Source organism: Nocardioides sp. LS1, assembly GCF_003865225.1.
In the GTDB taxonomy this organism is placed as follows: domain Bacteria; phylum Actinomycetota; class Actinomycetes; order Propionibacteriales; family Nocardioidaceae; genus Nocardioides; species Nocardioides ginsengisegetis.
Genome location: NZ_BIFF01000002.1, coordinates 1 through 16,713, shown reverse-complemented (window position 1 = coordinate 16,713; position 16,713 = coordinate 1). Strand labels below are relative to the sequence as shown.

The 16,713-nt window shown below is 72.3% G+C and carries 18 protein-coding genes; 11 read left to right on the top strand and 7 right to left on the bottom strand.

Annotation, left to right across the window (positions count from 1 at the left end; translation table 11 throughout):
• The first annotated feature begins 191 nt into the window (after positions 1–191).
• Both EJF31_RS04815 and EJF31_RS04810 read left to right on the top strand, forming a co-directional pair.
• The gene (locus tag EJF31_RS04815) at positions 192–1,748 is read left to right on the top strand and encodes a DUF1800 domain-containing protein (protein WP_125036002.1); all 1,557 of its coding nucleotides are present in this window, start codon (positions 192–194) and stop codon (positions 1,746–1,748) included.
• 5 nt (positions 1,749–1,753) lie between these two features.
• Positions 1,754–2,986: a DUF1501 domain-containing protein gene (locus EJF31_RS04810; protein WP_125036001.1), complete on the top strand. Its 1,233-nt coding sequence runs from the start codon at positions 1,754–1,756 to the stop codon at positions 2,984–2,986.
• A gap of 3 nt (positions 2,987–2,989) precedes the next feature.
• Here EJF31_RS04810 and EJF31_RS04805 read toward each other — a convergent pair whose 3' ends face one another.
• Positions 2,990–3,178 carry a hypothetical protein gene (locus tag EJF31_RS04805; protein ID WP_125036000.1) on the bottom strand — a complete coding sequence of 63 codons (189 nt, stop codon included), beginning with the start codon at positions 3,176–3,178 and terminating at the stop codon, positions 2,990–2,992.
• A 131-nt stretch (positions 3,179–3,309) separates the two neighbouring features.
• Here EJF31_RS04805 and EJF31_RS04800 point away from each other — a divergent pair, with 131 nt between their 5' ends.
• Positions 3,310–3,873, top strand: a complete 564-nt coding sequence (locus EJF31_RS04800) for a uridine kinase (RefSeq protein WP_125035999.1) — start codon at positions 3,310–3,312, stop codon at positions 3,871–3,873.
• A 29-nt stretch (positions 3,874–3,902) separates the two neighbouring features.
• Entirely contained in the window at positions 3,903–4,736 is an 834-nt protein-coding gene (locus EJF31_RS04795) for a patatin-like phospholipase family protein (RefSeq protein ID WP_125035998.1), read from the top strand.
• Here the strand turns inward: EJF31_RS04795 and EJF31_RS04790 are convergent.
• Both EJF31_RS04790 and EJF31_RS04785 read right to left on the bottom strand, forming a co-directional pair.
• Positions 4,725–6,740, bottom strand: coding sequence for a PAS domain-containing sensor histidine kinase (locus EJF31_RS04790; protein ID WP_125035997.1), 2,016 nt, complete (start codon positions 6,738–6,740; stop codon positions 4,725–4,727). The two genes, EJF31_RS04795 and EJF31_RS04790, sit on opposite strands and share 12 nt — an antisense overlap.
• Before the next feature lie 81 nt (positions 6,741–6,821).
• Positions 6,822–7,292: a hypothetical protein gene (locus EJF31_RS04785; protein ID WP_125035996.1), complete on the bottom strand. Its 471-nt coding sequence runs from the start codon at positions 7,290–7,292 to the stop codon at positions 6,822–6,824.
• A gap of 183 nt (positions 7,293–7,475) precedes the next feature.
• Between EJF31_RS04785 and EJF31_RS04780 the strand changes: the two genes are divergently transcribed.
• The 5 genes from EJF31_RS04780 (at position 7,476) to EJF31_RS04760 (ending at position 11,948) form a co-directional block, all read left to right on the top strand.
• A complete protein-coding gene (locus EJF31_RS04780; RefSeq protein WP_125035995.1) occupies positions 7,476–8,405 on the top strand; it encodes an ABC transporter ATP-binding protein in 930 nt (309 codons plus the stop codon).
• Entirely contained in the window at positions 8,402–10,024 is a 1,623-nt protein-coding gene (locus tag EJF31_RS04775) for an ABC transporter permease (RefSeq protein WP_125035994.1), read from the top strand. The genes EJF31_RS04780 and EJF31_RS04775 overlap by 4 nt, the downstream gene beginning before the upstream one ends.
• A 17-nt stretch (positions 10,025–10,041) precedes the next feature.
• A complete protein-coding gene (locus EJF31_RS22285) occupies positions 10,042–10,707 on the top strand; it encodes a DUF4389 domain-containing protein (RefSeq protein WP_125035993.1) in 666 nt (221 codons plus the stop codon).
• Positions 10,708–10,798: 91 nt separating this feature from the next.
• The gene (locus EJF31_RS04765; RefSeq protein ID WP_125035992.1) at positions 10,799–11,770 is read left to right on the top strand and encodes an NAD(P)H nitroreductase; all 972 of its coding nucleotides are present in this window, start codon (positions 10,799–10,801) and stop codon (positions 11,768–11,770) included.
• Positions 11,763–11,948 (top strand): hypothetical protein, encoded by a 186-nt coding sequence (locus EJF31_RS04760; RefSeq protein WP_125035991.1) that lies wholly within the window; start codon positions 11,763–11,765, stop codon positions 11,946–11,948. The genes EJF31_RS04765 and EJF31_RS04760 overlap by 8 nt, the downstream gene beginning before the upstream one ends.
• Here the strand turns inward: EJF31_RS04760 and EJF31_RS04755 are convergent.
• Positions 11,918–12,139 (bottom strand): three-helix bundle dimerization domain-containing protein, encoded by a 222-nt coding sequence (locus tag EJF31_RS04755; RefSeq protein WP_125035990.1) that lies wholly within the window; start codon positions 12,137–12,139, stop codon positions 11,918–11,920. The genes EJF31_RS04760 and EJF31_RS04755 overlap by 31 nt on opposite strands.
• A gap of 65 nt (positions 12,140–12,204) precedes the next feature.
• Complete coding sequence (locus tag EJF31_RS04750) at positions 12,205–13,218, bottom strand: zinc-dependent alcohol dehydrogenase family protein (RefSeq protein ID WP_125035989.1); 1,014 nt, start codon at positions 13,216–13,218, stop codon at positions 12,205–12,207.
• A gap of 37 nt (positions 13,219–13,255) precedes the next feature.
• On the opposite strand from EJF31_RS04750, the gene EJF31_RS04745 reads away from it, so the two are divergent.
• Complete coding sequence (locus EJF31_RS04745) at positions 13,256–14,026, top strand: magnesium transporter (protein ID WP_125035988.1); 771 nt, start codon at positions 13,256–13,258, stop codon at positions 14,024–14,026.
• Positions 14,026–15,276, top strand: coding sequence for an NRAMP family divalent metal transporter (locus tag EJF31_RS04740; protein ID WP_125035987.1), 1,251 nt, complete (start codon positions 14,026–14,028; stop codon positions 15,274–15,276). Before EJF31_RS04745 ends, EJF31_RS04740 begins: the two co-directional genes overlap by 1 nt.
• On the opposite strand, the gene EJF31_RS04735 is transcribed toward EJF31_RS04740, so the two are convergent.
• Both EJF31_RS04735 and EJF31_RS04730 read right to left on the bottom strand, forming a co-directional pair.
• Positions 15,202–15,711: an SRPBCC family protein gene (locus EJF31_RS04735; RefSeq protein ID WP_125035986.1), complete on the bottom strand. Its 510-nt coding sequence runs from the start codon at positions 15,709–15,711 to the stop codon at positions 15,202–15,204. The genes EJF31_RS04740 and EJF31_RS04735 overlap by 75 nt on opposite strands.
• On the bottom strand, positions 15,708–16,445 hold the full coding sequence (locus EJF31_RS04730; protein WP_125035985.1) for a DUF4386 family protein: 738 nt from the start codon (positions 16,443–16,445) through the stop codon (positions 15,708–15,710). The genes EJF31_RS04735 and EJF31_RS04730 overlap by 4 nt, the downstream gene beginning before the upstream one ends.
• Positions 16,446–16,713 lie beyond the last annotated feature (268 nt).

The window sequence follows — 16,713 nt, the reverse complement described above, 5'->3', positions numbered from 1 at the left end:
CCCGGCCAGAGCGGGGAGAGCCGGCGACTTTGGGAGCCGTCCATCGGAGTGGCTGGTGAACCTCTCGGTGCGTGGTCACTGACTGGACAGCACTCTACAAGCCACGGCCACGGAGTTGCCCGTTCGGCCGTCGCGGAGGGCTGGACCGGGGCATACTCGATGCTCGTCGCGTCGTTCTCTGGAGTCGCTGCATGTCCCCCACCCGTCGGTCCCTGCTCGCCGGCGCCGGCACCGCGGTCGCCACCCCGGTGGTGCTGCCCGCCGCTGCCGCGCGCGCCGCGTCGTACACCCCCGCGCACTACGTGGGCGCTCCCCTGCTGTCCGCGCAGGGGCGCCACCTCGTCGGCCGGTTCTCCTACGGCGTCACGCCCGCCCTGGCCCGCCAGGTCCGCGACGCCGGAGGGCCGAGGGCGTGGTTCGAGGGCCAGCTCGACCCGGCGTCCGTGCCCGACCCCGGCACCGGCGCCTACCTCTCCTGGTGGCCGAGCCTGGCGCGCGGCCCGAAGGAGCTCGCCGACCGCAACGAGGCGGGTGTCGAGGGCGGCTGGGAGGTGATGCTCGACTACGCCCGGTGGGTGCTGATGCGGCGGATGGGGTCGCGCCGGCAGCTGCTCGAGACGATGACCGAGCTCTGGGAGAACCACTTCAACGTCCCGGCCGACGGGGACGCGTCGTTCACCTACCGCAAGGACTACGGCGACACGATCCGCGCGCAGGCCCTGGGCCGTTTCGAGGACCTGCTCCGCGCCGCGGTGCTGCACCCGGCGATGCTGATCTACCTCGACAACGCGATCTCGACCGCCAAGCACCCCAACGAGAACCTCGGCCGCGAGCTCCTGGAGCTCCACACCGTCGGGCGCGGCGCCTACACCGAGGACGACGTCAAGAGCTCCGCCCGGATCCTCACCGGGTACGCCGTGGACGTCTGGCGCACGTGGGAGGCGTCGTACAAGGCCTCGACGCACTGGCGCGGCCCGGTGCAGGTCATGGAGTTCACCGACCCCAACCCCGACGCCGACGGGCGCCCGGTCGCCGAGCGCTACCTCTCCTACCTCGCGCACCACCCGGCCACCGCACAGAGGGTCGCGCGCCGGCTGGCGGTGAAGTTCGTCGGCGACGACCCGCCGCAGGCGCTGGTCGACCAGCTCGCCGACGTCTACCTCGCGCACGACACCGAGATCCGTCCCGTCCTGCGGGCCCTGGTCGCGTCGCCCGCGTTCGCCTCGTCGGTCGGGGTCAAGGTGCGCGACCCCGGCGAGGACCTCGTCGCGACCTACCGGGCGCTGCGGGTCACGGTGGCCCGGCCACCGACCGGGTCCCCGGGCGAGAAGTACACCGCCAACGCGATGCTCTGGCAGGCCGCGAGCCTGGGCTGCATGCCGTTCTCGTGGCCGCGCCCCGACGGCCAGCCCATCGACAACGACTCGTGGGCGACGCCGTCGCGGCTGCTGGCCTCCATGGACATCCACCTCGGGATGGCCGGTGGCTGGTGGCCCAAGGCGGGCATCGCCTACCACCAGCCGGCCTGGTGGGTCCCGGAGTTCCCGATCCGCTTCAACCTGCTGGTCGACCACCTCGCCCAGCAGCTCCTGCACCGACGGTCGGACGCGGCCCTGCTCGAGGCGTGCTGCCTGGCCGTCGACCTGGCGCCGACCGAGCGGATCACCCGTGACCACCCGCTCGTCCAGTGGAACATGCCGCGCCTGCTCACGACCTTCCTCGACTCCCCCGCCTTCCTGACCCGGTGAACCCCATGAACACACCCCCCTGCTGCAGCGAGTACGCCGCGCTGTCCCGCCGAGGTCTCCTCACGGGAGCCGTCGCGCTGGCCGGGGCCACCACGGTGCTCGGCTCGGCCGTGGTGACCACCTCGGCCGCGGCGATCACGCCGGCCTCGTCAGTCCTCGTCGTGGTGTCACTGCGGGGCGCCGCCGATGGCCTCTCCCTGGTCGTGCCGCACGCCGACCCCGTCTACTACTCCGCGCGCCCCCGCATCGCGATCCCGTCCGACCGGCTGCTCGTCAAGGACGGGATGTTCGGGCTGCACCCCGAGCTCGCCCCGCTCCTCCCGCTGTGGAACGCCGGCCGGCTCGCGGCCGTGCACGCCACTGGACTGCCCGCACCCAACCGGTCGCACTTCTCCGCCATGGAGGAGGTCGAGGACGCCAACCCCGGGTCCTCGGTCCGCGAGGGATGGCTCAACCGGCTGATCGGCACCGACACGTCCCGCAGCCCGCTGCAGGGCTTCAACATGGGCGAGGGCACGATCCCGACGTCGCTGTTCGGGACACAGCCGGTCATGTCGGCCGGCGACATCGACGGCGTGTGGATCCCGGGCGACGACCAGTGGGACGAGACCGGAGGCCGCCGCGCCTCACTGCACCGGATGTGGGACGGAAACGCCAGCCCCCTGGGCCGGGCGATGCAATCGACGTTCGATGCCGTCGACGACTTCAACCCGGTCCGCTCGACCCCGGACCACGTCGACACCTATCCCCGGTCCGACCTCGGGCGGGCGCTGGCCGAGGTGGCGCGCGTGATCCGCGGCGACGTCGGTGTCGAGGTGATCACCGTCGACCAGGGCAACTGGGACATGCATGCCGACCTCGGCACCGTGGAGTGGGGGCGGATGAACACGAACGCCGCTGACTTCGCGGGCTCGCTGGCCGCGTTCTTCGACGACCTCGGAGCGCTGGCCGGCAAGGTCACGGTCGTCTGCCTCAGCGAGTTCGGTCGCCGCGTCGCGGAGAACGCCAACTACGGGCTCGACCACGGCTACGGCAACGTCATGTTCCTCGCGGGAGCAGGCGTCGTCGGCGGCTACCACGCCCAGTGGCCGGGTCTCTCGGGTGACCTCGACTCCGACCTCACGGTGACGACCGACTATCGCAGCGTCCTCGCCGAGGTCGTGGAGGCCCGCTTCGCGGCGCCGACGAGCACGGTGTTCCCGGGCTTCGTCCGCAGCCGCGTCGGCGTGATGTCCTGAGAATCAGCGCTGCCGGTGCGCGGGGGCGTGACCCTTGCCGGTGTGCGAGACGAGGCTGACCTGGTCGGCACTGCCGTCGCGGCCGCTGATCTGCTGCACGGCCCGGTCGACGTGCGCGATCTGCACGAGCGTGAAGAAGGCCGTCGCGACGAGGAGCAGGGCGGTGCCCAGCCCATGGGTGATTGCGCGCATCGTGTCCCCCCAGACGGTGATGCAGTGGATCTGACGACACCATGATCCTCGATTCCCGCCCGGAACCCGACATTGGGGCGAGCTTGTACAGACGTGTCGCCCACCCACGGGCCTCCCCTAACCTGTCCCGGGTGTCGACGCATCTCGAGTCCCCCCACGCCCTCGCGACCCTGACGCGGTCGCTGCACACCGCCGGCCGGCCACCGGTCGTGGGCATCTCCGGCTTCGGTGGCTCAGGCAAGTCCACGCTCGCGGCCGAGCTCCAGGACCTGCTGGAGGGATCCGTCGTGGTCTCCTCCGACGACTACCTGCTCGAGCGACCACCGACCTCGCGCTCCGACGACTGGTCGGTGGTCGACCGGGAGCGGCTCGCCCGCGAGGTGCTCGACGAGGAGCAGGAGGCCGTGGTGCTCGTCGAGGGCATCGGCTTGTTCGTGCCGGGCCTGCTCGAGCGCTTCGACCTCACCGTCTGGGTCGACGTCGACCTCGACCGTGCGACCGAGCAGGGAATCTGGCGCGACACCCACGTCTGGAACAACCCGCAGGAGGACCTGTGGCACGGCGTGTGGAAGCCCAACGACGCCGACTTCTTCGCGCGGTACCGGCCCGACCTGGCAGCAGACCTGCTCTACCGACGCCCTCCTGGGCCCACCGTGGTCCAGCCCACACACAGCCCTGGGGACGACGAGGATTGAGGAGTGCCCGGCCGGGGCATCACCACTCCATGGCACGCAACATCTTCGTTCTCTCAGGCGGCGGTTCTCGCGGCGCCGGTCAGGTCGGGATGCTCAGGGCACTGCAGGCCGCCGGGATCACGCCCGACCTGCTGATCGGCGGCTCCGTCGGCGCGATCAACGCCTGCTTCGTCGGCTCGCACCCGGGCCCGGAGGGCATCGAGGCCCTCGCCGACAAGTGGCGTGGCATGAGCGAGGAGTCCATCTGCGGCCCCCGTCGCGGCATCCTCATGAACGTCGCCCGCCGCCGCCCCTACCTCTTCTCGGCCGACACCTTCCGTCGCCTGGTCCAGACGTGGGTGCCGACGTACCACCTCGAGAACCTCCCCACCCCGGTGCGGGTGGCGACCACCGACATCACCACGGGCCGCCCGGTGCACCACAGCCACGGCCTGGTCACCGACCTGCTGGCCGCCTCGGCCGCGCTGCCCGGCCTGTTCCCGCCGGTCGTCCTGCGCGGCAAGGACGGCCCGACGACCCACGTGGACGCGGGCATCTCGGAGAACGTCCCGCTCTCCGGCGCACTCGACGAGGTCCAGCCCGGCGACCGCGTGTTCGTCCTCGACGTCACGCGCACCCCCCAGACCCACCGCCACCTCCGCAGCCCGCTCGACGTGCTGATCGCCTCGCTCGTGGCATCGGTCCGCTACCGCGACGAGCCGGAGTTCCCGCAGGACGTCGAGATCGTCCGGCTCAAGCTCGACGAGGCCTTCGACTGCGGCACGGTCTTCGACTTCAGCCACACCGAGGAGCTGTTCCGCCTCGGCGAGGAGTGCGTCCGCGCGGTCCTGGCCGCCGAGCCGCCCGTCGCGTCAGCCGCCTGATCCCAACGGGAGCCACAGGCGCACCCGCGTCCCCTCCCCGGGTCGGCTGTCGATCTCCAGGCGACCACCGGCGATGGTGGCCCGGTCATACATGCTGGACAGGCCGAGGTGACCCGGCCGATCGACGAGTTGTGAGGTGTCCACTCCCCGGCCGTCGTCCTCGACCGTGACGGTGGCAGCGGTGTCCTCGCGCTCCAGCGTGATGGTGACGTGCCGGGCCTGGGCGTGCCGGCGGGCGTTGATGAGCGCCTCCTTGGCGATCCGGTACGCCGTCACCCGGGCCGCTGGCGCGAGGCCGAGGTCCCTCGGCCCGATGATCTCCCACTCGATGTCGCTGTCCTCGAACACGTAGCTCGCGGCGTCCTCGAGCGCCGTGCCGACGCCGAGCTCGAGGGCCGGGAGCTCGAGGTCGAAGAGGAGGTGGCGCAACCGACCGGTCGCGACCTGCACGGTCTCCAGCGTCTTGTCGACGCTCTCGAGGAGCTCGGGCGCCGCGTCCACCAGCTTGCGCCGGATCAGCCCCAGGCGGAGGTCGACCGCGGCCAGGGCCTGCACGGAGTCGTCGTGGACGTCGGCGGCGATGCTCGCCCGCTCGTCCTCCTGCGCCTGCACGAGCCGGCCCAGCAGGTCCTGGCGCTGGTCGGCCAGCTCCTGCACGGCGCGCTCCGACTCGAGCCGCTCGGTGATGTCGCGCTGGACGGTGGCCAGCGCGAACGGCCCGCCCCCGTCGGGGCGGTACATCAGGAAGCTGGAGATCGCGACGGGCACCGGCGGGCCGCCGTTGCGGTTGCGGAGGGTCGACTGGCCCTCCCAGTGGCCCCGCTCCAGCACGGCCGGCACCTCGACGCGGGCCGACAGCTGCTGGCCCTCCTCGGTGAGGTAGTCCTCGATCGTCGTGGTGGCGACATCGACGTCGGGCGGCAGCCCGACCATCCGTCGGCCCGCGGGATTGACGTACAGCACGGCCCCGGTGGGCGCGGCGATCGCGATGAAGTCGCCGGACGCCTCGACGAGCGCCTGGAACCGCACGAGCTCCTCGTTGGTGGTCCGGAGCACCCGGCCGGCCACCGCCCGGTCCTCGAGCAGCGTCAGGGCCCCGCGCGCGATCGCGACGACCAGCGCCGCCGCGGTCAGCAGGATGCTGCCGAGCGGCAGGTGCCCCAGGGACGCCGCCAGGAACATGGCGACGCACACCAGCGCGAAGACCACCGGGACGCCGATCCCCGGGGGCGGCAGCTCGACCGGCTCCGGCTCCCGGTCGGGGCCGCTCCAGCCCGCCAGCGCGATCGCGGCGGTGGCCGCCAGCGAGGTGGCCGCGAGCCAGCTCCCGGGATGATAGGTCCCCGCGGTCAGCTGGTAGAGGAACGCCGTGTCGCCGACGGCGAAGCCGACCACGCCCACGGCGAGCACGAGGTCGCTGGTCGGCGGGTGCCACTGCGAGGCCATCAGCAGACCGGTCACGACGATGAGCAGCGCGACGTCCACGGCCGGGTAGGCCAGGTTGGTCGCGACCACGTCACCCGGCGTGCCGGCCCGGGTCAGGTGCTCGAGGGTGTCGTAGAGCAGGGCGATGGACACGGCTGCGACGGTGAGGGCACCCAGGACGGCGTCCAGGACCAGCGTCGTCGAGACGCGCGGCGCCAGCGACCGCGCCCGCACCGCCAGCGCGACGAGCAGCACGACCGACATCGCCAGCCACGCGAGGTCCGCGACCGAGGGGTAGGGCGGTGGGGTCAGCGTGCGCACGTAGCCGAGGTAGAGCACGAAGCCCAGCGCGCGCAGCACCAGAGCGGTGGCGACCAGCACCCACAACGGGCGCGCGACCACCGAGCGCACCGGCCGCAGCACGGCCACCAGCGCGCAGGCGACGTACGCCGATCCCTGGAGCCACCCGTCCAGCGCGGTGTCGAAGCCGTCGCCGCGGACACCGGGGACGGTCGTGACCGCGAAGGCCGCCACCAGGACGAGCAGCACCAGCTGGCAGCCGCGGACCGCCACGCGCATCGAGGACCCTCCCGTGTGCCCACGCCCGGGGGCCCGGACGTGGGGACACCGTACGACGACGGTACGGTCGCGTCCGGCCGATCAGTGGGTGATCGTGAAGGTCAGCCGCTCCACCTTGTTGGACACCTCGTAGACCGTCAGCGTGCCCTGGGCACCTTCGTAGGCGCCCGTACCACCAGTGATCGCGAAGGAGAACGACTTCGGGTTGCCGGCGATCAGGCCCTGGATGGTCAGCTCGCCCTGACCGTTGATCTTCGCCGAACCCAGGCACTGCGACTCGTCGTGGTGGGCGGAGGTGATCGTGCAGACCACGCCGGTGTGGCCGACGCGGTGTCCGCCGCGGGCCAGGTTGGAGCGGAAGACGAACATGTCGCCGAGCCCGGGGCCGTCGTTAGCGACGTCGACGAAGCTCTCCTCGGTGTTGGTCGAGTAGACCCGCACCGTACTGCCGGCCGCCTGCCGCGCACCCGATCCCTGGGCCGGACCCGTGGACCCGACCGCCATCACCGCCATCGCGAGGACCCCCGCGGAAACTCCCACTGCCTTCAACATCTCAAGCCTCCCAGGCCGCCGGCCGCCCCGGTGGCGACGCACATGCGGTCCTTCCCGGCTCTACCCGCCCTGCAGGGGCAGCGGCATCCCCCAACGTGGGGAAAGGTCGGTGCGGGACCAAGGTCCCGCGGCCGGGGTGGTTGGACCCTGATCAGGGGCTGCTCCGAGGCGAAGTGTGGTGGCATGACCGAGCGTGCGATCCAGACCCGCGGGCTGGTCAAGGACTTCGGCACCACCCGGGCCCTGGACCACCTGGACCTCGCGATCCCGACCGGCGAGGTCCACGGCTTCCTGGGCCCCAACGGCGCGGGCAAGACCACGGCCATCCGCATCCTGCTGGGTCTCCTGCGTCGTACCTCCGGTGAGGTCACGCTCCTCGGCGGCGACCCCTGGCGCGACACCGCAACACTTCACCGCCGCTTGGCGTACGTGCCCGGCGAGATGAACCTGTGGCCCAACCTCACCGGCGGCGAGGTGATCGACCTGCTCGGTTCCTTGAGGGGTGGGCTCGTGCCCGCGCGACGCGCGGAGCTGCTGGAGCGGTTCGACCTCGACCCGACCAAGAAGTGCCGTGCCTATTCCAAGGGCAACCGCCAGAAGGTGGCCCTGGTGGCTGCGTTCTCGTCCGACGTCGAGCTCTACCTGCTCGACGAGCCCACGTCCGGCCTCGACCCGCTGATGGAGACGCAGTTCCAGGAGGTCGTGCGCGCCCGGCGCGCCGAGGGCAGGACCGTCCTGCTCTCCAGCCACATCCTCTCGGAGGTCGAGGCCCTGAGCGACCGGGTCACGATCATCCGCGAGGGCCGGGTCGCCGAGTCCGGCACGTTCGCCGAGCTGCGGCACCTGACCCGGACCACCGTCGCGGTGGAGACCACGCGTCCGCTCGTGGGGCTGGGCGGGCTCGACGGCGTCCACGACCTGTGGCGCGACGGCACCAAGGCGCGGTTCGGCGTCGACACGGGGGACCTGAACCGGGTGCTCGAGCGCCTCGTCGGCTACGAGGTGCGGTCCCTCACCTGTGCACCCCCCACCCTGGAGGAGCTCTTCCTGCGGCACTACGACACGCACGCCGACTCCGTCGCCGCGCCGACCGAGGCGGTGCCCGCGCGATGAACGCCCTGTCGGGGACGATCCGGCTGACCCGGCTCGCGGCTCGCCGGGACCGGGTCACGCTGTCGATCTGGGTCCTCGGGCTGACGGCCTTCCTGACCGCGACCACGGCCATGTTCGTCCGGTCCCTGGTGACCCACGCGGACGTCGTGCGGGAGGCCCAGCTGCCCACCAGCAACGTGGGACTGCGCCCGCTCGGCCTCACCTCGGGCCCGAGCGTGGGTGGCGCGGTGATGGTGCGGGACTACGTCTGGCTCATGGTCATGGCGGCACTGATGAACGTCTTCGCGGTGGTGCGGCACACCCGCCAGAGCGAGGAGCTCGGCCGGGCGGAGGTGGTCGGGTCCACGGTGGTGGGCCGCTACGCCGACCTCGCCGCGGCCGTGATCGTCGCTGCGGTCGCCGACACCGTGATGGCGGGCCTGCTCGGGCTGGCGATGGTGGTCAACGGCCAGCCGGTCGCGGGTGCGTTCACGGCCGGAGCCGGGGTCGCGGCTGTCGGGCTGACCTTCGCGGCCGTGGCCGCGGTGACGGTGCAGCTCGCCTCGACGTCCCGCGCGGCCACCGGGTTCGCCAGCGCCGTCCTTGCCGGGGCGTTCCTGCTCAGCGGGATCGGCAACATGCTCGGCACGGCCGATCTCGAGGGGACGCGGGTGAACAGCGCCTGGCCGGCCTGGCTCTCCCCCCTCGGGTGGGCCCAGCAGATGCGGCCGTTCGGGGGCGACCACGTGTGGCCGTTGGCGCTCTTCGCCGCCCTGGGTGCGTGCCTGCTCGGCGTCGCCGGCTCGCTCGTCGTACGTCGTGACGTCGGTGCGGGCCTGTGGCCCCAGCGTCGCGGCCATCCGCACGCGGCGACCGGGCTGCTCAGCCCCGCCGGGCTCGACTTCCGCCTGCAGCGTGGCGCACTGCTCGGCTGGGGGGTCGGCATGCTCGCCTTCGGGCTGATCTTCGGCGCCATGTCCGCGCAGATCCAGGACGTCACCGGCCAGGCGCGCGACTTCTACGAGCGCTTCGGCGGGGCCGACCAGATCCTCGAGGCGTACGACGCGTCGATGGCGGCGATGGGCGCGATGATCGTCGCGATCTACGTCGTCCAGATGGTGCTGCGGATGCGGGCCGAGGAGGCCGCGGGCACCCTGGAGTCACTGCTGGCCTCGGGCGTCAGCCGGCCACGGTGGGTGCTGGGCCACCTGCTCAACTCGGTCGGCGGCGGGATCGCCCTGATGCTGCTCTACTCCGCCGGCATGGGGATCGGAGCAGGGCAGGCACTCGGCGACACCCCCACCCAGCTGGGCAAGACCGTCGCCGCGGGACTCGTGCAGCTCCCGGCGATCCTCGTCGTGGGGGCCTGCGCCCTCGCGGCGATCGGCCTGCTGCCCCGGCTGGCCTCGCCGCTGGCCTGGACGATCGTCATCGCGGCGCTGCTGCTCGGACCGATGTTCGGCCCGGCCCTGGGTCTGCCGGAGCGGGTCATGGACGTCTCGCCGTTCACCCACGTGCCGTCCGTGCCCGCCACGGGTGCGTCGGCTCTGCCACTGCTCGTCCTCACCGGCACGTGCCTCACGCTCGGCGTGATCGGGACCGCTGCCGTCCGCCGGCGCAGCCTGCTGCTGCCTGCCTGACCGCCAGGAGATCCCCCATGTCCGACCCGACGACACCCCCGACACCCGCGGCTCCGGCGGCGTACCCCGCGCGTCTGGACGTCGACTACTCCGCGGAGCACGACCGGGTGAAGACGCTGTTCAGGATCGTGCTGATCATCCCCGTTGCCGTCGTCTACGGGGTGCTCACGGCCGGGGAGACCCGGACGGTCTACGACCAGAGCGGGGAGGCCGTGAGCTCCACGAGCGGCGGGATCGTCAGCGGTCTCTTCCTGGCCACGGTGCTCATGATCCTGTTCCGGCGCCGCTACCCACGCTGGTGGTTCGACTTCGCCCGCGAGCTCACCCGTTTCGGCGCCCGGGTCTGTGCCTACGCCGTGCTGGTGACCGACGAGTACCCCTCGACCGTCGAGGAGCAGCAGGTCCACCTGGAGATCGACTACCCGGACGTCGAACGGGACCTCAACCGCTGGCTGCCCCTCGTGAAGTGGCTGCTCGCGATCCCGCACTTCGTGGTGCTGGCCTTCCTGAGCGTGGGCGCGTTCCTCGCGGTGGTGGTCGCGTGGTTCGCGATCCTCGTCACGGGCCGGTATCCGCGCGGGCTGTTCGACTTCGTGGTCGGGGTCGGTCGGTGGTGGCTGCGTGTCGAGGCCTACGCCATCCTCCTCGTCACCGACCGCTATCCGCCGTTCTCGCTCCGATGATCCCGGGGCAGCCGGAGTGGGGCCCGAAGGTCCCGTACGCCGCGGCGGAATGGCCCTGTCTCCCCCTCCGCGCGGCGTGCTCCGATGAGCCATGACCTTCCCCGATGCCGCCACCCTGCGAGAGCTGGTCCGGCTGGCGTGCCGAGCGCCGTCGGTGCACAACACCCAGCCGTGGCAGTGGGAGGCGACCGACCACGACCTCCGCCTCCACGTCGCCCCGGACCGGCAGCTGACCCGCACGGACCCCGACGGACGGGACCTGGCCGTCAGCTGCGGTGCCGCGCTCCACCAGCTCGTCGTCGCCGCGGCGGGACACGGGTGGGCCGCCGCCGTCGCGCGGCTCCCCGAGCCGGCGCGACCCCAGCACCTGGCCACGGTCACCTTCGCGGCGCGCCCACCGGACCTGCGGGACCTGCAGCTGTTGCAGGCCGTCGAGGACCGGCGTACCGACCGTCGTCAGGTCTCCTCCTGGGCGGTCCCCCCGGCCCGGCTCGACGAGCTGGCCGCGATCGCGGCGCACTTCGGCGTCGTGGTCACCGCCGCGCCCGGCGGGACGACCGGCCTGGTCCCCCGTCTGCTGCGCCAGGCGATGGAGGTGCAGGACGCCGACGGCGCGCGCCGGGACGAGCTCCTGTCGTGGGTGCACCCGTTCTTCGACCGGCAGGGAATCCCGGTCAGCAACCTGCTCACCGCGGCTGCCGCAGCCGCGGGTGAGGCGACCCGCTTCCCGCCCGGTTCCCTGTCCGATCCGTACGTCGAGCGCGCGGACCCGTCCCCCTCCTGGCTCGTCCTCTCGACCGCCTCCGACGACCGGCTGTCGTGGCTGCGCGTCGGCGAGGCCCTGGACGCGATCTGGCTGGCCTGCACGGTCGTCGGCCTGTCGGTCGTCCCGTTCAGCCAGCCGATCGAGGTCGCCCGCACCCGGGCCGACCTGGCCCACCACGTCCTCGAGGACGACTCCTGCCCGCAGCTCCTGCTCAGGGTCGGGTGGCCGACACCCACGAACGAGCCGGTCCCCCTGACGCCGCGACGCCCGCTGGAGGAGGTCCTCGACCATGGCTGACCGGGGTTCCGGGACCGCCGCCGGCGGCGGCGCGATCTACGGCATCGGCATCCTGGGCGCCTGGGTCTGGTTCTGGCAGCAGGCCGACGGCTTCTGGTGGCACGTCTGGGCCGTCGTCGAGGGCATCCTCTGGCCGGCGTACCTCGTCTACCAGGCCTTCAGGGCACTCGCCGGCTGACCAGCGCTCAGCACGTCGCGGGCCTCGCGCTCCACCAGCAGCGAGACGAAGTCGCGGACCCGGCTGCCGTCGTACCTCTGGAGCAGCCCGGCGATCAGGAGCCGGATCTCCGACGCCGGGACGTGCGGGAACTGCGTCGTCAACCGATGCTCGACATGACCGATCAGGCGCCGTTCCTCGGTCGTGTCCATGACCCCACGCAACCGCTTCACGCCCGGTCGCGCCCAGTGTCGATGGTCATCGGCGCGAGGGCCGGTCATCCCTTGTCGCCCTCGTCGACCCGGACCACGGCCGCTCCGGACACGGAGCCGCGCCATACGTCCTCGAGCGCCGTGTCGACGTCGTCGAAGGCGTACGTCGTGGTCCGCGGCTCGATGCGCAGGGCCGCCGCGATGCGGAAGAGCTCCTCGCCGTCCGCACGGGTGTTGGCCGTCACGCTGGTCAGGGTGCGCTCCCGGAACAGGTGCAGCTGGTAGTCCAGCGGCGGGATGTCGCTGAGGTGGATCCCCGCGACGGCGAGGGTGCCGCCCTGGTCGAGGCCGGCGAGCGCCACCGGCACCAGGTTGCCCGCGGGCGCGAAGAGGATGGCGGCGTCCAGCTGCACGGGCGGGAGGTCGTCCTCGGCACCGACCGAGGTGACCCCGAGGTCGGTGGCCGGGTCGCGGGCGCCGGCGTTGCGCGTGAGGACGTGCACCTCGTGCCCTTGCGCGAGCGCGACCTGCGCCGTGAGGTGGGCGCTCGCCCCGAAGCCGTAGATGCCCAGGCGGCCGCCCGGTGGCAGGTTCGCGCGCTTGAGCGCCCGGTAGCCGATGATGCCCGAGCACAGCAGTGGAGCCAGCGCCACGGGGTCGGCCCCGCTGGGCAGGGCGTAGGCGAACGCCTCGTGCACCACGGCGTACTCGGCGAAGCCGCCGTCGGCGTCCCAGCCGGTGTACTGCGAGAGCCGGCAGAGGTTCTCCCGGCCACGCCGGCAGGGACCGCAGGAGCCGCAGGTCCAGCGCAGCCAGGCGATCCCGACGCGGGCGCCGCGCACGAACCGGTCCGCACCGGGCCCGGCCGCCACCACCTCCCCCACGACCTCGTGACCCGGGACGACCTCCGGCCGCCGTGGCGCCAGGTCGAGGTCGGACAGGTGGAGGTCGGTCCGGCAGACACCGCACGCGAGGACCCTGACGAGCACCTCGCCGGGCCCCGGCTCCGGCACCGCACGGTCCACGCGGACGACGCGGTCACGTCCCCCCGGACGCCCGCTCACCGCCCAGGCACGCATCCGCACCACCCCTCCGCCGTCGCCCTACACTCAGCCCATGTTGGTGCTGTCGCGTGAGACCGGCAAGCGCGTCCGGTCCGCCGACGGCAGCCAGGTCGGGCGGCTGCGGGACCTCACCATGCGGATCGGCACCGACCACCCCACGGTCGACCGGCTCGTCGTGTCCACCGCCGACCGGCGACGACTGCTGCTCCCCTGGGCTGCCGTCGCCGCCTTCGAGCCGACCACCGTCACGGTCGACCTGCCCCCGAAGGTCACGCCCTTCGGCGGCGACTCCGACCTCGAGACCGACGAGCTGCTCCTGCACCGCGACGTGCTCGACACCCAGATCTTCGACGTCCGGAACCATCGCATGACACGGGTCTCCGACGTCCTGCTCAACCGCACGCCCGATGGCCGGCTCGAGCTGGTCGCCGTCGACGTGAGCCTGCGCGCCCTGGTCAGGCGGCTGGGGCTGGGCCGGCTGGCCGAGCACCTGCCGGAGGACGCCGTCGACTGGGGTGACCTGCACCTGACCTCGACCCGTGGCCACGACATCCAGCTGGCGACGAGCACGGCCGCGGTCCACCGGCTCGATGCCCACGGCCTGGCCCAGCTGATCACCCGGCTCAACCTCGAGGACGCCCACGACGTCATCCGGACGGTGGGGCGGGCCCGGGCGGCCGAGGCGGTCTCGATGACCCACCCGGACGTCCGGGGACGACTCGAGCCGGCACTCCATCCGCTGTCCACACCCTCGCCGCGACGCCGCTTCCTTCGTCACCGGGGCTGGCGGCACAACCGGCCGCTCCCGGTCGGCAGGGACTGATGGCCACGACCGGTCCGCCGACGGTGGCGGCGCGCCGGACGCGCGTGGCCATGCTGGTCGCGGTGCTCGGCCCCGGGCTGCTCGCGGGACTGTCCGACGACGACCCGGCCGGCATCACGACGTACTCCGTCCTCGGCGCGAGCTACGGCTACCAGCTGCTGTGGGTGTTGCTTCTCTCGACCGTCGCCCTCGTCGTCTTCCACAGCCTCGGGGCGCGCATGGGGGTCGTGACCGGCCAGGGGCTGATCGGCCTGATCCGGCAGCGGTACGGCGTGCGCGCGAGCGCCCTCGCCCTCGTCGTCCTCGTCCTGGCCAACGTCGGCACCACCTGCGCCGAGTTCGCCGGCATCGCCGCCGGCTTCGGGCTCTTCCACGTCCCGCCTGCGGTCTCCGTGCCGATCTCGGCGGTCGTGGTCTCGGCGCTGGTCCTGCGGGGCCGCTTCCACCGCGTCGAGCACCTGCTGATGGGCCTGGCCACCGTGTTCGTCGCGTACGTCGCCGCGGGGTTCCTCGCGCATCCCGACTGGGGGAAGGCCGCCACCGGACTCGTCCTGCCCACGATGCCGCTGAGCCACGGGGCGGTCCTGATCGTGACCGCGACCGTCGGCACGACCCTGGCCCCGTGGGGACTTAGCTTCATCCAGTCCTATGCGGTCGACAAGAAGCTGACGACCGACGACCTGGGCTACGAGCGCGTCGACGTGATCACCGGCGCGGTCCTGACGGGGGTGATCGGGTTCTTCGTCGTCGTCGCGTCCGCCGCGACGTTGCACGCCCGAGGCGTCACCATCGAGTCGGCGTCCGACGCGGCCGGCGCGCTCGAGCCCCTCGCCGGACCCCTCGCCAGCACGCTCTTCGCCCTGGGCCTGGTCGGCGCAGCCCTGCTCGCCGCCGCGATCCTGCCGTTGTCGACGGCGTACTCGATCTGCGAGTTCGCGGGCGCCGAGGCTGCGCTCGACGACGACTTCGAGCACGCCTCGCTCTTCTACGTCTCCTACCTCGCGACCGCGGCCGTCGGCGCGGGTGTCGTCCTCGCGCCGGGCCTCCCGCTGATCCGCATCCTCGTGCTCTCGCAGGTGCTCAACGCCGTGCTGTTGCTGCCGCTGCTCGGCTTCATGTTCGGCATCGCGCGCGACCGGGACCTGATGGGGCAGTACGCCGCCACCCGCTCCATGTCAGCCGTCTACGCCGTGACGCTCGGTCTCGTCGCGCTGTGCATCGGCGCGCTTCTCGCCCTGGGCCTCCCCTGAGACGTCCTGCTCCAGGTGGTGCTTGAGGCCCGTCCAGATGGTCCTCTCCTGGTGTCTCCCGATGAGTGCGATCGCTGGGCCGGCAAAGCGGCCGGGGCCTCCGAGGGTCACCGTCCAGTCCCAGGAGAACCGCGTGCCACCCGAGGTGGGCTCGAGCCGCACCTCGCCTTCGACCACGGCGCCCGCCATGACGCTGCGCGTCGCCATCCGGCGCGGCCGGTCGAAGCCGGTCACCTCGATCGTCACGCCGAGCGGCTTGCCGCGGCTGAGCACGGTCGCGGCGAAGCGGGTGCCGACTCCGACCGGGCCGTCGGTGAGCATGGTCGACGCCGTCATCCTGGGGTTGTAGGCCGGCTCGTTGCGTTGGTCGGCCACGAAGTCGAAGACCTCCTCGACCGGTCGGGCGATGTCCAGGGTTCCGCGGATCCTGCTCATGGCGTCCCTCGTCGGCCGAGGCCATGCAGGTTCCACCCTGCGAGCGCGAACCAGGCCGGGAGCAGCAGGCCGTAGACCAGGTACGCCGGTCCGATCATCGGGCGGAGGGCCTCGCTCACGATCCCCAGAGCACCGGTGAGCACGCCCAGCACGGGGACCGCACGCCCGAACGAGCCCTTCCTCATGGCCAGGGACAGGAGAAGGATCCCGGTTGCTGTCAGGATCCCTGCCCACGACACTGCGTTGGTGGCAGCGATCAGCGCGTCCGCAGCGCTGACGATGCCGGCCCGCTCGGCGTCCGTCCGGGCCGCGGCGTAGGAGTTGCTGAGCACCACGAGTCCGCCGTGCAGGGACTGGGGGCTGCTGCCCAGGGCGAGCGCGATGACCTCGGAGGCAACCCCGATCAGTCCCCCGACGGCTGCCATGCTCCTGCTTGCGTCCTTCAGTGCAACGGAAACCGCGGTGAACACGACGAGCGCGGGCACGCTCAGCCCGACGAAGCAGACCAGCTCGATCAGGTAGACGGTCTTGTGGGCGGCGATGTACGGCAGCAACGCGCGACCGTCGACCGGCGGAGCGGGCGCGGCGAAGACGAGCGTCACCGGGATGACGACGAGGAGCACGAACAGCGCGGCCGACAGGCCGCCCAGCCGGTACAGGCCGGCCCAGGACGGATCTGCCGGGCCCACGGCCGACGCCGTGCGCGATCCAGTCGCTCTCGAGGGAGTCGGCATGACTTCATCCTCGGGATGCCGGCACCGGGACGGCAGGGCCCAAGGCCCCACCGTGCGGGCACGAAGGTCACCCGGGAGGCGAGACTGCATCGCCCCTGACCCGCTTCCGCAGGTCAGGGGCGATCTCTTCGGTCGGGCTGACAGTGTGCTGGCTCAGGACATACCGGACACATGTCTCACGACATCCCGGACACGACACCCCCGCGACCGGGCAGGTGTCATGACACCTGTCGAGATCCTCCCGTCATGTCGAAGGCCCGCCTGGTCA

Bases quoted from the DNA above. Each gene is read 5' to 3' on its own strand.
- EJF31_RS04815 (WP_125036002.1), top strand. From the start codon at position 192: ATGTCCCCCACCCGTCGGTCCCTGCTCGCCGGCGCCGGCACCGCGGTC.
- EJF31_RS04755 (WP_125035990.1), bottom strand. From the start codon at position 12,139: ATGGACACGACCGAGGAACGGCGCCTGATCGGTCATGTCGAGCATCGG.
- EJF31_RS04805 (WP_125036000.1), bottom strand. From the start codon at position 3,178: ATGCGCGCAATCACCCATGGGCTGGGCACCGCCCTGCTCCTCGTCGCG.
- EJF31_RS04785 (WP_125035996.1), bottom strand. From the start codon at position 7,292: ATGTTGAAGGCAGTGGGAGTTTCCGCGGGGGTCCTCGCGATGGCGGTG.
- EJF31_RS04745 (WP_125035988.1), top strand. From the start codon at position 13,256: ATGTTGGTGCTGTCGCGTGAGACCGGCAAGCGCGTCCGGTCCGCCGAC.
- EJF31_RS04810 (WP_125036001.1), top strand. From the start codon at position 1,754: ATGAACACACCCCCCTGCTGCAGCGAGTACGCCGCGCTGTCCCGCCGA.
- EJF31_RS04750 (WP_125035989.1), bottom strand. From the start codon at position 13,218: ATGCGTGCCTGGGCGGTGAGCGGGCGTCCGGGGGGACGTGACCGCGTC.
- EJF31_RS04765 (WP_125035992.1), top strand. From the start codon at position 10,799: ATGACCTTCCCCGATGCCGCCACCCTGCGAGAGCTGGTCCGGCTGGCG.
- EJF31_RS04795 (WP_125035998.1), top strand. From the start codon at position 3,903: ATGGCACGCAACATCTTCGTTCTCTCAGGCGGCGGTTCTCGCGGCGCC.
- EJF31_RS22285 (WP_125035993.1), top strand. From the start codon at position 10,042: ATGTCCGACCCGACGACACCCCCGACACCCGCGGCTCCGGCGGCGTAC.
- EJF31_RS04760 (WP_125035991.1), top strand. From the start codon at position 11,763: ATGGCTGACCGGGGTTCCGGGACCGCCGCCGGCGGCGGCGCGATCTAC.
- EJF31_RS04730 (WP_125035985.1), bottom strand. From the start codon at position 16,445: ATGCCGACTCCCTCGAGAGCGACTGGATCGCGCACGGCGTCGGCCGTG.
- EJF31_RS04735 (WP_125035986.1), bottom strand. From the start codon at position 15,711: ATGAGCAGGATCCGCGGAACCCTGGACATCGCCCGACCGGTCGAGGAG.
- EJF31_RS04775 (WP_125035994.1), top strand. From the start codon at position 8,402: ATGAACGCCCTGTCGGGGACGATCCGGCTGACCCGGCTCGCGGCTCGC.
- EJF31_RS04790 (WP_125035997.1), bottom strand. From the start codon at position 6,740: ATGCGCGTGGCGGTCCGCGGCTGCCAGCTGGTGCTGCTCGTCCTGGTG.
- EJF31_RS04740 (WP_125035987.1), top strand. From the start codon at position 14,026: ATGGCCACGACCGGTCCGCCGACGGTGGCGGCGCGCCGGACGCGCGTG.
- EJF31_RS04780 (WP_125035995.1), top strand. From the start codon at position 7,476: ATGACCGAGCGTGCGATCCAGACCCGCGGGCTGGTCAAGGACTTCGGC.